The organism is Mesorhizobium sp. CA13 (genome assembly GCF_020165235.1).
GTDB lineage: Bacteria > Pseudomonadota > Alphaproteobacteria > Rhizobiales > Rhizobiaceae > Mesorhizobium.
In genome coordinates, this window is the sequence record NZ_JAIUHS010000007.1 from 211,853 (window position 1) to 224,319 (window position 12,467).

Sequence of the window (12,467 nt, forward strand, 5' to 3'; positions counted from 1 at the left end):
GGTAGTTCCCATCCCTGGCCGCCCTTTGGGGACTGCTCGCCCCGCACCAATTCTTGCGCGAATTCTATTGTATGGCGAGTCCCCAACGTCGTGACTGCTGTTGTTGCGCCGTAAAGTTCTTACCTGTGACAATACCGCAACAGTAATTTTGCCGGCTCTCCACGCCGGGGTGCGGCTTCCGGAACAGTCAGGAGTATTGTATCAAGCCGCCGGCAGGAAAATACCTGTCGTTTCGAGAAAAATGCGGGGCATGAAAGAACATGGCAGCCATTTTAGCGCGTGCTAATCTGTTAAATCTGACCGCGACACTGGGCGCCCTGGGGCTGATCGCATCGGTCGCCGCGCCGGCGCTTGCCGAGGACGCCAAGCCGGCGCAGCCCCCGCCCGCTCAATCCAAGCCGGCCGACGCCAATCCATGGGCGGTGAACTGTTCAAGCGGCGCGGCGAACAGCGAGCTCCAGTGCCAGGTTTCGCAGAACCTGACCGAGGCCAAGACCGGACAGCGCGTGCTGACCGTGACCGTGCGCCGCGACAACGGCAATGGCTCCCTCGCCATGCTGCTCGCCCTGCCGCACGGGCTGTTCCTGCCCTCCGGCGCCAGCTACCAGATCGATCAGGGCCAGAAGACGACGATCGCCATCCAGACCAGCGACCAGAACGGCGCCTATGCCGCCACGCCGCTGCCGCCGGAGCTGATCAAGGCGATGAAATCGGGAACCAATCTCAACATCGGCATGGAATCGGTGACCCGCAAGCCGGTCACCATCCCGGTTTCGCTGGCCGGCTTCACCGCCGCCCTCGCCAAGCTGGAATCGATCAAGTAGGCCGCCGGCGCCGGCTTCGTTGTCATCCCGGCCCGGCAGGACCTGCCGATCGGCGTCGTCGTCGCGGATTTCAATGCCGCGCAGCTGCGGATCGCCGCGCCCGAAGCGGTCGTGCGTTCGCACCCGATCTGGATCGAATCCGCGCCGGTCGAGACGGCAGCCCAAGGCCTTCCCCTGGCGGAGCGTATCGAGGCCGGCCTTGTCTCGCTTGGCCGCGCGCCGGATTTCGCGCGGCCCGCCACCCTCGATCTCGCCGGCTCGGTACGCCAGCTGCAAGCCTTGCTTGCCGAATTCGGACTGGAGCGCGCAACGTTCGGCATCGACCTCGACTTTGTTCCGGCCGCCGATTTCGCGGCCATGCAGGCGCTGCTGCCGCAGTGCCGGATGGTCGACGGCTCGCCAGTGCTGGATCGGCTGCGGGCGATCAAGTCGCAACGCGAGATCGAGCTCCTGCAACAAGGCATCATCCTGTCGGAAGCCGGGCTGGAGCGGCTGCAGGTCGATGCGATGGCCGGCATGCGGCCGGCCCATCTCGTCGCGCTCTACCGGCAAGGTGTTTCCGACGCTGCGACTGGGCTGTCCCATCCGGTGGCGACGGCGGAATATGTGACGCTCGGCGCCCGGGCCAAGGGCGCTGACGCCAAGGCCATACCAGGCGATCCGCTGAAATGCGACATGGTCTGCACGGTCGGCGGCTACGCCTCCGACATGTCGCGCAACTACACCTTCGGACCGCCTTCCGCCGATCAGGCAGGACTGCACGCTATCGCCGAGCGCGCCTTCGAGGACGGGTTGGCGGCACTCATGCCGGGAAATTCGCTCGGCCATGTGCACCGCGTCGCCACCGACAGCCTGGCGCGGCAAGGCCTGCGCTCCTGGCGCCGCGGCCATTTCGGCCACGGTGTCGGGCAGTCTGTATTCTCGGAGCAATGGCCGTTCATCGCGGCCGACAGCGATGTCCTGGTCGAAGCCGGCATGGTGCTGGCCTTCGAGATTCCGCTCTACATCGACGGGTTGGCGAGCTTCAATCTGGAGGATCAGTTCCTGATCACGCCGGACGGGCCCGTCGCCATGAATCGGCTGCCGAGGCGGCTGGAGAGGATTGGATAGCGGGGGCGCCGTAGAATGCGACGGGGGTATTGGCTCCCTCCATTCCGCGCACCTAGCCGCTCACCGGCGGCCTTCTATCCCTCCACGGCATCTCCCGTTCGAGCTGCGCCGACGCTGCCAGCACGGTCGCCTCATCGCCATAGCGGCCGACGAGCTGCACCCCGATCGGCACGCCGTCCTTCGACCAGCCGAGCGGCAGGGAGATCGCCGGCTGGCCTGAGATGTTGAAGGGGAAGGCGAACGCCGCATCCGTCCATTTGGCGTTGTAGCGGTCGATGTCGGTCTCCGACATGTCGTAATGACCGAACGGACGCGGCAGTTGCGTCAGCGTCGGGGTGACGAAGAGATTGTAGGGCGAAAGGTCGCCGACGATGTCGCGGCCGACCTGCCTGAGCTGCTCGACATCGGAGATGTGCCTGACGCCGCTGATGGCGCGGCCGCGTTCGATGACCGCCCAGGTCACGGGCTCAACATCACCCGATGTCACCGGTCGGCCGATCACGGTTTCATGGTAGTCGAATGTCGCGGCCGTCTGCACGCAGGTCATGTTGGTGTAGGTTGCCCACACGGAATCCGCGTCGAGCGGCATGTCGTGTTCCTCGACATCATGGCCCAGCCGCTCAAGCCCCGCGACGGTCGCCAGCACCGCCGCCTTCACTTCGGCGTCGATGGCCGTGCCGTTGGGCGGAGTGACGGTGAAGCCGATGCGCAGCTTCTTCGGCGCCTGGGCCGACAGGCTGAGCCAGGAGGCGTCGGGGACCGGCGGCGTATAGGGATCGCCGGGCAGCGCGCCGGATACCGCGTCGAGATAGGCCGCCGTGTCGCGCACGCTGCGCGAGCAGCAGAGAAAGTACGCGCCGCCATACCAATAGTCGCCGAACGGCGCCAGGCTGACGCGTCCGCGCGACGGCTTCAGCCCGACGATGCCGCAGCAGGAGGCCGGAATGCGGATCGAGCCGGCGCCGTCGCTGGCTTCCGCGATCGGCACCATGCGCGAAGCTACGGCCGCCGCCGCGCCGCCGCTCGAGCCGCCCGGCGTGATGCCTTCCTTCCACGGGTTCTTCGTCGTGCCGTAGAGTTTTGGCTCCGTCGTGATCGACCAGCCGTTTTCGGGCGCGTTCGACTTGCCGACCAGCACCAGCCCGGCCGCCTTCATGCGGCGGACCACTTCGGTGTCGAAATCGGCGACCACGTCTTTCAGATAGAAGCAGGAATTGGTGTTCGGCGCGCCGGTCCAGGACGAGGCCAGTTCCTTGAGCAGGAACGGCACGCCGGCAAAGGGAGCGTTCTTGTCGACCGTCTGCGCCTGGGCACGCGCCATGTCATAGAGGCGATGGATGACCGCGTTGAGCGCCGGGTTGAGCTTCTCGACTAACGTGATCGCCGCTTCGACCAGTTCCGCAGGTGAAACCTCGCCCCGATGCACCAAGTCAGCAAGATCCAGCGCATCGGAGTTCGCATAGGTTTTCAGCAGGCTGTCGGTGACCATGTCTCTCCTCCCGGTTTTGTGCCTTGCGCCGCCGCCCGAGCTATCGCTTCGGGCCAACGTTGGCGCCGCCCCTCAGCCGCCTGCCGGCACCTTCTCCCCGTAACGACGGGGAGAAGGAAAGCGCTCTGATGCTACCGACCCGCCTCCCGTTCTTCTCGGGAGAGGGCTGAGTGAGGGGCGGCGCCGACCTGAACTGCTGCCCCCAGCAGCGCGCTTGTCTCACGTCAGCTCGACGGTGCGCCCCAATTCGATGCTCTGTTCGGCGGCGAGCACGATGCGCAGGCTGTTGACGGCGGCGTCCATCTGCTCGGTCAGATCGAGATCCTCGCGGATGGCGCGCAGGAAGAAGGCCTGCTCGCGGTCGCAGAGTTCCTGGTGGCCGGGCTCGTCCTCCATGCTGACGATCTCGTCGGGTTTCGAAAAGTTCTTGTCGGCGTCGACCGCCGCATAATGGATCTTCAGCGCGTCGGTCTTTGTGTGGCGGTCGATGTCGGCCGAGTTCGAGACCTCCGCCGCTTCCGCTGCGCTGCTCGCCTGCTGGCCGGCGACGATCGATACCGCGCCCTTGGGGCCGACCACGTCCTTCACGAAATAGGCCGTCTCGCTCATCATCGGGCCCCAGCCTGCCTCGTACCAGCCGACAGAACCGTCATCGAAGGTGACGTGGAGGTGGCCGTAATTCTGCTTGTCGGCTTCCGCCCAGAGCTTGGCGCCGATGCCGTGCACGCGCACCGGCCTGGCGCCGGTGAGCTGGCACATGACATCGACATAGTGGACGCCGCAATCCACGATCGGGATCAGCGAATCGATCAGGTTCTTGTGCCAGTGCCAAGCGCTGCCGCTGCTCTGCTGGTTGAGGTTGAGGCGCATCACCAGCGGCTTGCCCAGCGTCTTGCCGACCTCAATGAACTTGATCCAGGATGGATGCACTCGCAGGATATAGCCGAGCACCAGCTTGCGGTTCCTGGCACGCGCGGCCGCCACCACCTTCTCGGCATCCTCGATGTTGGTGGCGAGCGGCTTTTCCATGAACACGTGGCAGTTGGCCGCTATCGCCTTCAGCGCGTATTCGGCATGGGTGTTGGGCCAGCTGTTGATCGACACGGCGTCGGGCCTGGTCTCCTTCAGCGCGAGGTCGAAATCCTCGTAGAGCGGATAGCCGGCAAGTTCGGCGGGGATTTTCTTGTTGCTCTTGATCGAGCGGCTCATGATGCCGACGATCTCGAAGCCGTCGGAGCGATGATAGGCGCTGGCGTGCGAGGCGCCCATATTGCCGAGACCCACGACCAGCACTTTTACCTTATCGGCCAAATCAGCCTCCCAATTCTTGATTGAATCGCGAGCGGCAAAGCTCTTGCCGCCGATCTCGGTCATCGAGGCTTGCGCCACGCCTCATCCGCCGGCCGGCACCTTCTCCCCGTGTAGTGATGGGGAGAAGGGAGACGGCCGCAACTTCCGCGCCTTTTCTTGAGACGCGGGAGACTGGCGAAGCCATCGACGACAGCGTCTTTCTCCGTCACTATACGGGGAGAAATGCCCGGCAGGGCAACGGCGCCGGCGCAGCCATGCCTTGCCCCTACTTCACCGCCGAATCGAACAGATGCGCCTTGATCTTCTCGACATCGAGCGCGGCAAAGCCCTCCGACAGCTTGACGCCGTCGGCATCGGCCTTGACCTTGGCCTTGTCGAAGTCGTTGGCCGCGGGAATGAGATCGTTGGTGCAGACATCCTCGGCCTTCACCGGATTGGTGATCTGGCCGATCTTGTGGATCTCGTCGAAGAAGCCTTGCCAGCTCGCCATGTCGTGCGAGCCCCAGCCGCCGCGTTTGTCCATGTCGCCGCGGAAGACGTTGATCTGCTGCAGGATCGATGTGGTGCCGAGCTCCGGCCCGAGGTTCTTGGCCAATGTCGGGAACTGCTCGAACACAGCTTCGACCGCCGCGCGCGGGTTCTGGTAGCCGAATTCGAGCCCCATCGCCCAGCCGCGCAGATATTTTTCCAGGAACGCCTTCTTGTCGGGATCTTCCAGATCGGCGGTGCGCACGACGAAAGTGTTGGCGGGCAGCTTCGAGTTCTTCACGCCTAGCCAATATTCGAAGTCGAGGCCCTTGGCGATCCATTCGGCGCGCAGCCCCTCCCACGACAAGGCCGCGTCGCCCTGGCCGCCGGCGAGCGCCGTGCCCCAGGTCGGCCAACCAGCCTCGACATATTTGACCTTCTTGATGTCGACGCCTTGCGCGGCGAGCAGCGGATCAGTGATCGACTGCCAGGCGGCGGAACCGAGCAGGATGGTCTTGCCTTCCAGCTTCTTCAGGTCGTTCGTGCCCTCGCCCTTGCGGAAGGCGATGGAGAACGTGTCGCGCGCGCCCATGTGGAACACCGACTTCAGCTTCATGCCGTTCTGGATGGCGAAGGAGAACACGCCGGGCGAGGGAAAGCCCATATCGGCCTGGCCGACATCGACGAACTTCACCGTCGCCGTGCCGTCCGACGGGCCCGGCTGCATGTCGGTGTCGAGCCCGTCGAAATAGCCTGCCTTCTTGGCTGCCCAATAGGGATAGTCGTCGAGCACTTCGAGCGTGCCGCGCGGCGAGATCCAGGTGAATTTTCCATAGGCCGCCGCCCTGGCCTTCAAGCCCGATGCACCGAGCGCGGTGGCGGTCACGACGCCGGCCGCGGTCACCTGCAGGAAGGTGCGGCGGGTGATGCCCGTTCTTGTCGCCGTCTGGAATGAGTTTTCGTTAGTCATGGCATTCCCCTTTTGTTGATTGCCCTTTTTATTGATCGATGGCTGTCGCTCCCGGGCGATCATGATCGCGCTCAAGCCTCCCAGCTCGCCCATTTCTTGCCGATCAGGAAGAACAGCACGTAGATCAGGATGCCGAGCGTCGACAGGATCAGCACCACGGCGAAGAATTGCGGCATCTGGATCATCGACGAATAGGTGGTGAGCCGGTTGCCGAGGCCGAAGCCGCCGCCGACCATCTCGGCGCCGACGGCGGTCAGCAGGCCGAAGATGGCGCCGATCATCAGCCCGACCAGGATCATCGGCAGCGCCATCGGCGCGCGGATCTTCCAGAATATCTGCAAGGTGCTGGCGCCATAGGAGCGCGCCAGCGCGATCTTGGCGCTGTCGACGCGGCGGAAACCGGTGGCGGCGTTGATCATCACCATCGGCCCGGCGGCCAGCGCCACAGCGATGATGCGCGGCGTGTAACCGAAGCCGAAGCGCAGGATCAAAAGCGGCACCAGCGCCAGCATCGGCGTGGTGACGAGCAGCAATATGTAGGGCGCTACGATCTTCTCGGCGAAAGGGAACTGGGTGATGACGGCGGCCAGCACCAGGCCGACGACGGCGCCGATGGCGAAGCCGGAAACCAGCTCGACCAGCGTATAGCCGAGATGCGGCGCGATCAGCGGGAATTCGTCGAACAGCGCGTAGGCGATCGAGCTTGGCGGCGGCATGATGTAGAGCGGCACGTGGAACAGGCGCAGCGCCAATTCGATGCCGCCGATGATGATCACGGCGACAGCGATGATCGCCGCCACCTCCTTGCCCGACTTGATGCCGGGGCCGCTGGCGAAGGCCGAGAGATTGGTCAGGCTGACGTCCTGCCCATCGCCGGATTTGGCACCCGATTTGGACTTCGAGAATTCCGGGATGGCGTCGCTCACGGCCTGATCCTCACGATCTCGGCGCCGACGCGTTCCTGCTCCGGCGCCTTCGGCCTGACGCGCTCGCCGACGATGTCCATCTTGATCCGGTTGGTGAGGTCGAACACCTCTTTCGTCGCCATGATCTCCAGCGAACGCGGCCGCACGAACGGCACGCGATATTCCCTGGCGACGCGGCCGGGCCGGGCGCTCAGCACCACCACGCGGTCGGAGAGAAAAATCGCTTCCTCAATCGAGTGGGTGATGAAGACGATGGTGGTCTTGGTGTCGAGCCAGATCTCCTCGACGAGACGGTTCATCTCCTCGCGGGTGAAACTGTCGAGCGCGCCGAACGGCTCGTCCATCAAAAGCACGGAGGGTTTTGGCGCCAGCGCCCGCACGATCGCGGCCCGCTGCTGCATGCCGCCCGAAAGCTCGCGCGGGAACTTGCCGCCGAAACCGTCGAGCCCGACGCGGTGGAGCAGATGCGCGATCCAGGCGCGGTCCGGCTTCTCGCCCTTGATCTCGAAGGGGAAGCGGATATTGGCATCGAGGTTGCGCCAGGGCAGCAGGTTCGCTTCCTGGAACACGATGCCGATGTCGGGATGCGGGCCGGTGATCTTGACGCCGTCGAGCCGGATCTCGCCGCCGGTCAGGCTGTGCAAGCCCGACATCGACCACAAAAGCGTGGTCTTGCCGCAGCCGGAAGGGCCGACGATCGAGACGATTTCATTGGCGTGGACGTCGAGGCTGCAGCGGTCCAGCGCCAGGAGGTCGCCGGATGCCGTGTGATAGATCTTGGTCGCTGCCTGCACACCAAGCTTCGGCGCTGTTGCTTCGCCCGCGTTCATCCGCCCCTCGGAGAGTGCGTCCAATCGACTGCCAAAAATCAGTCTGTAACTATCCTACTTTGGTGTCAAGCGAAGAGCGCGACCGTTCCGCCGTTGAGGGCCGCCTATTCCTCTATATGTCTGCTTTCATTGTTTTTTCTTTGTCTTGAAATGCGTGTTGCTTTCCTACATACTCGGCAAAAGCGACGCCGGGAGGCGGATGGCGCCGACCGGTAAAGCGGGCGGCATGCCGCAGCGGCACGCAGCAGTTGCAGCGGGTCGCGCGCATGGAACGACAGCGTGCAAGCATGGTAAGAGGTCGACAAGGGACCAGGGAAGACCACTTCATGACCGAAGCTGACAGCCGGGAAGGCCTGATGACGGACGGCGAGGCGGACGGGCGCGAGCCTGTCCGGCGGATTCCCGACATCATCTCGCTGGTCAAGGATTCCTATGCCGAGCTGCGTCCGGCCGAGCGCCGCGTCGCCGACGTCGTGCTCGACGACGTCAAATACGCGGTCGATGCCTCCAATGCCGCCCTTGCCCAGCGTGCCGGCGTCAGCGAACCGACGGTGACCCGCTTCTGCCGCGCCATCGGCTGCGAGGGCGTGCGTGATTTCAAGCTGAAGCTGGCGCAGAGCCTGGTCGTCGGCGCGCTTTATCTGGACACCTCGCCGGCCAGGGAGAGCGACACCGGCATGCCGTTCTGGAACGCCGTTTTCGGCGAAGCGCGGCGGGCGCTGCAGGAGGCCGAACGGCAGCTCGACCCGGTCCAGCTGCAGAAGGCCGCCGAGCTGATCGCCAAGGCGCGCCAGGTCACCGTGTTCGGACTGGGCGGCAGCTCTTCGGCGCTGGCCCAGGAAACGCAATACCGGCTGTTTCGCTACGGCATATCGATCAGCGCGCAATGCGACCCCTATCTGATGCGCATGACGGCCTCGACCTTGAAACCAGGCGACCTGGTGATCGCCATTTCGGCGACGGGCCGCACGCGTGAGGTGATCGAGGCGGTCGAACTCGCCAAGCACTACCGCGCCAACGCCATCTGCGTGACGGCGCCCGATACCGAGCTCGCCCGCGTCGGCGACGTCAGGCTGACCGTGGCGGTGCCGGAATATCCCGATACGCTGAAGCCGACGGCATCGCGCTTCGCCTTCCTGGCCATGATCGACCTCATGGCGGTGGCTGCCGCCTACAAGCTCGACGGCTCGGCCCGCGAAACGGTGCGCCGCATCAAGTACAACGCCCAGATCCACCGGACGGGGAAGGAAATGGAGCCGCTCGGGGATTGAGGCGCATTTTTCCTTCTCCCCTTGTGGGAGAAGGTGGATCGGCGCGCAGCGCCGAGACGGTTGAGGGGTGTTCCAGCGGAGTGAGGCGTTGGCATTCCCTGGAGCACCCCTCATCCGACCTCGCTGCGCGAGGCCACCTTCTCCCACAAGGGGAGAAGGAAAAGACGGGCGGCGCTGACTTGAGAAGTAAAGAGGGAAAGAGAAAAATGCTCGAAATGGCACCGACGAAACAGGCAGCCGCATGGCTCGCATCCCTGTCGCAAGCGCTCGAAGCCGGCAATGCTCCCGCCGCGGCCAACCTGTTCGTCGACGATTGCTACTGGCGCGACCTCCTGACCTTCACCTGGAACGTCACCACGATGGAAGGCCGCGACGCAATCGCCGACATGCTGAAGGCGACGCTGGCGACAACCAAGCCCTCCGCATGGCAGCTCACTGGCGAAGCCACCTCGGACGAAGGCATCATCGAGGCCTGGTTCACCTTCGAGACCGCTGTGGCCTCGGGCCAGGGCATCATGCGCCTGCGCGACGGCCGCTGCCGGACATTGTTCACGGCAATGACCGACCTCAAAGGATTCGAGGAGCGCAAGGGCGCGGCGCGGCCGCTGGGCGTGCGCCACAAGGCCGACCCGGAGCGCGAGACCTGGTCGGAGGCGCGGGCGCGCGAGATCCGCGAGCTCGGCGCTTCGGAGCAGCCCTATTGCCTGGTCATCGGCGGCGGCCAGGGCGGCATCATGCTGGGCGCGCGGCTCAGGCAGCTCGGCGTGCCCTCGATCGTCATCGAGAAGAATGCCCGGCCGGGCGATTCCTGGCGCAAGCGCTATCGCACCCTCGTGCTGCACGATCCGGTCTGGTACGACCATCTGCCTTACATCCCGTTTCCCGACAATTGGCCGGTCTTCACGCCCAAGGACAAGATGGGCGACTGGCTGGAAATGTACACGCGCGTCATGGAGCTCAACTATTGGGTCGCCACCAGATGCGTCAGCGCCAGCTATGACGAGGTCGAGAAGGTCTGGACCGTGGTCGTGGACCGCGTCGGCCAGCACATCACGCTGAAGCCGAAGCACATCGTTTTCGCCACCGGCGCCTATGGTCCGGCGCGGCCGATCGACCTGCCCGGCGCCGATCGGTTCAAGGGCGAGATCCTGCATTCCAGCCAGTATTCCAGCGGCGAGAAATTCCGCGGCAAAAAGGTCGCCGTCATCGGCGCGGCGAGCTCCGGGCACGACGTCTGCGTCGATCTCTGGGAAAGCGGCGCCGAGGTCACCATGATCCAGCGTTCGCCGACAACCGTGGTCAAGTCGGACACGCTGATGGAAGTCGGCTTCGAGATCTTTTCGGAGAACGCGCTGGCGCGCGGCATCACCACCGAAAAGGCCGACATGATCGTCGCCTCGACGCCCTTCGCGCTGGTGCCCAAGGGCCAGCGGGCGCTCTACGACATCATCCGCGCACGCGATGCGGCTTTTTACGAGCGGCTTGGCGCCGCCGGGTTCGCCCTCGACTTCGGCGACGACGAGACCGGCCTGCTGATGAAGGCCTACCGAACCGGCTCCGGCTACTACATCGATGTCGGCGCTTCGGACCTGATCATCGACGGCAAGATCGGCATCCGCAGCGGTGTGGCGATCAAGTCGCTCACGCCTGGCGGCATCCTGGTCGAGGACGGCAGCGAGCTTGAAGCCGACGCCATCATCGCCTGCACCGGCTATCAGTCGATGAACGAGACCGTGGCGCAAATCGTCTCGCGCGAGGTCGCCGACAAGGTCGGCCCGTGCTGGGGCCTCGGCTCCGGCGTCAAGGGCGACCCCGGGCCATGGCAGGGCGAATTGCGCAACATGTGGAAACCGACGGCGCAGGAGGCGCTGTGGTTCCACGGCGGCAATCTGGCGCTGTCGCGCTTCTATTCGAAATATGTGGCGCTGCAGATCAAGGCGCGGATGGAGGGAATTGCGACGCCGGTTTACGGGGCGGTCAGCAACGCACAGCGGTGACGTTCTATCTCCCCCACGAGAGGGGAGATTGGCCAATCATCGCCCGAAATGCCTCGCCGCCACCTCGACATGCGTATGCGGGGCATGCGCCTCGAAACGCTCGGTGTCGCCGATATCGTTCACTGTCTCGTTCGGCCACCAGGCGCCGCCGATCGCGATGCCTTCGCAGACCAGCCGCTGGTCGGCGGCCAGCGAGGCGCCGACCGCATCGACGAAGGTGAAGCGGCCGGAGTGCTGCCGCAGCAGCGCGACGTCGCCGGCGGTTCCGACCTTGAGCGTGCCCAGATCAGGCCGAGCGATCGCCTGCGCCGGCGCTTGCGTGGCGGCGCGCAACACCTCGACCAGCGGCATGCCGAGCGCCAGCAGCTTCGACATGCACACCAATATGTCGAAGGCAGGACCGTCGACGCAGTAGAGATGCACGTCGCTCGAGATGACGTCGGGCGCCAGCCCTTCGGCCAGCATGGCGCGGGCGACCTCGAAGTCGAACGAGCCCATGCCGTGGCCGAGATCGAAGATGACGCCGCGCTCGCGCGCCAGCCGCATGTCGGGCCGCACCGCGCCGGAGGCGAAGACCGGTGCATTGGGAAACGGCCGGAAGCAATGAGTGAGAATGTCGCCGCGGCGCAGGCGCGGCAGCACTTCCGAGCGCCCGGGCGGGGGTTCGTCTATGTGCGCCATCAGCGGCAGACCGGATTTGTCGGCCGCCTCCAGCGCCAGATCGACCGGCGCGATGCCGCTGGCACCGCCGGCATGCTTGCCGGAGCGGACCTTGACGCCGACGACGACGTCGGCGTGCTCGCGCACCGCCGCCACCACCTCGCGCGGTTCGCAGAGCCTGAGATCGCTGCACTCGCCGACCGACACTGTCTGCGAGAAGCCGAAAATGCCGGCGAAGGAGATGTTGACATAGGCCAGGATGCGCACCTTCGAGCGCTCCATGACATGACGGCGAAAGCCGAGGAAATTGCCGGCGCCGGCACTGCCGGCATCGATGAAGGTGGTGGTGCCGCTCTTGGCCGCCAGCTGGTCGGCATCGACGCCGAGCGAGGTGCCGCCCCAATAGACGTGGCTATGCAGGTCGACGAGGCCCGGCGCGACGATGCGGCCCCTGGCATCGATGACGCGGGCCGCGCGGTCGGCGGGAATGTCGGCATCGATGGCGGCGATGCGGCCATCGGCGATGGCGAGATCGCGCGGCGCGTCGAGCCCGGCCGCCGGATCGATCAGCCGCCCGCCCTTGAACAGAAGATCAAATTGCATCGGGCGCG

At 65.2% G+C, this 12,467-nt stretch carries 10 protein-coding genes; 4 read left to right on the forward strand and 6 right to left on the reverse strand.

What is annotated here, in order from left to right; translation table 11 throughout:
- Positions 1-260: 260 nt before the first annotated feature.
- Together LB566_RS18330 and LB566_RS18335 are read left to right on the forward strand one after the other, a co-directional pair.
- Entirely contained in the window at positions 261-824 is a 564-nt protein-coding gene (locus LB566_RS18330; protein ID WP_140550575.1) for an invasion associated locus B family protein, read from the forward strand.
- Positions 825-935: 111 nt separating this feature from the next.
- Positions 936-1,934 carry a M24 family metallopeptidase gene (locus LB566_RS18335; protein ID WP_224625406.1) on the forward strand — a complete coding sequence of 333 codons (999 nt, stop codon included), beginning with the start codon at positions 936-938 and terminating at the stop codon, positions 1,932-1,934.
- A 52-nt stretch (positions 1,935-1,986) separates the two neighbouring features.
- On the opposite strand, the gene LB566_RS18340 is transcribed toward LB566_RS18335, so the two are convergent.
- The 5 genes from LB566_RS18340 to LB566_RS18360 all read right to left on the reverse strand — a co-directional run bounded on the left by LB566_RS18340 (position 1,987) and on the right by LB566_RS18360 (position 7,928).
- Positions 1,987-3,423, reverse strand: coding sequence for an amidase (locus tag LB566_RS18340; protein WP_224625407.1), 1,437 nt, complete (start codon positions 3,421-3,423; stop codon positions 1,987-1,989).
- Between the two features lie 219 nt (positions 3,424-3,642).
- Entirely contained in the window at positions 3,643-4,734 is a 1,092-nt protein-coding gene (locus LB566_RS18345) for a Gfo/Idh/MocA family protein (RefSeq protein ID WP_140550938.1), read from the reverse strand.
- 265 nt (positions 4,735-4,999) lie between these two features.
- Positions 5,000-6,172, reverse strand: coding sequence for an ABC transporter substrate-binding protein (locus LB566_RS18350; RefSeq protein ID WP_224625408.1), 1,173 nt, complete (start codon positions 6,170-6,172; stop codon positions 5,000-5,002).
- A 71-nt stretch (positions 6,173-6,243) separates the two neighbouring features.
- Complete coding sequence (locus LB566_RS18355) at positions 6,244-7,098, reverse strand: ABC transporter permease (protein ID WP_140492076.1); 855 nt, start codon at positions 7,096-7,098, stop codon at positions 6,244-6,246.
- A complete protein-coding gene (locus tag LB566_RS18360; RefSeq protein WP_224625409.1) occupies positions 7,095-7,928 on the reverse strand; it encodes an ABC transporter ATP-binding protein in 834 nt (277 codons plus the stop codon). The genes LB566_RS18355 and LB566_RS18360 overlap by 4 nt, the downstream gene beginning before the upstream one ends.
- Positions 7,929-8,254: 326 nt before the next feature.
- On the opposite strand from LB566_RS18360, the gene LB566_RS18365 reads away from it, so the two are divergent.
- Both LB566_RS18365 and LB566_RS18370 read left to right on the forward strand, forming a co-directional pair.
- Entirely contained in the window at positions 8,255-9,199 is a 945-nt protein-coding gene (locus tag LB566_RS18365; protein WP_224625410.1) for a MurR/RpiR family transcriptional regulator, read from the forward strand.
- A 206-nt stretch (positions 9,200-9,405) separates the two neighbouring features.
- Entirely contained in the window at positions 9,406-11,196 is a 1,791-nt protein-coding gene (locus tag LB566_RS18370; RefSeq protein ID WP_224625411.1) for an NAD(P)/FAD-dependent oxidoreductase, read from the forward strand.
- 36 nt (positions 11,197-11,232) lie between these two features.
- Here LB566_RS18370 and LB566_RS18375 read toward each other — a convergent pair whose 3' ends face one another.
- A complete protein-coding gene (locus tag LB566_RS18375; protein ID WP_224625412.1) occupies positions 11,233-12,459 on the reverse strand; it encodes an amidohydrolase/deacetylase family metallohydrolase in 1,227 nt (408 codons plus the stop codon).
- Positions 12,460-12,467 lie beyond the last annotated feature (8 nt).

Coding starts and splice junctions, on each gene's coding strand:
- LB566_RS18375 (WP_224625412.1), bottom strand. CDS start 12,459: ATGCAATTTGATCTTCTGTTCAAGGGCGGGCGGCTGATCGATCCGGCG.
- LB566_RS18370 (WP_224625411.1), top strand. CDS start 9,406: ATGCTCGAAATGGCACCGACGAAACAGGCAGCCGCATGGCTCGCATCC.
- LB566_RS18350 (WP_224625408.1), bottom strand. CDS start 6,172: ATGACTAACGAAAACTCATTCCAGACGGCGACAAGAACGGGCATCACC.
- LB566_RS18365 (WP_224625410.1), top strand. CDS start 8,255: ATGACCGAAGCTGACAGCCGGGAAGGCCTGATGACGGACGGCGAGGCG.
- LB566_RS18360 (WP_224625409.1), bottom strand. CDS start 7,928: ATGAACGCGGGCGAAGCAACAGCGCCGAAGCTTGGTGTGCAGGCAGCG.
- LB566_RS18330 (WP_140550575.1), top strand. CDS start 261: ATGGCAGCCATTTTAGCGCGTGCTAATCTGTTAAATCTGACCGCGACA.
- LB566_RS18340 (WP_224625407.1), bottom strand. CDS start 3,423: ATGGTCACCGACAGCCTGCTGAAAACCTATGCGAACTCCGATGCGCTG.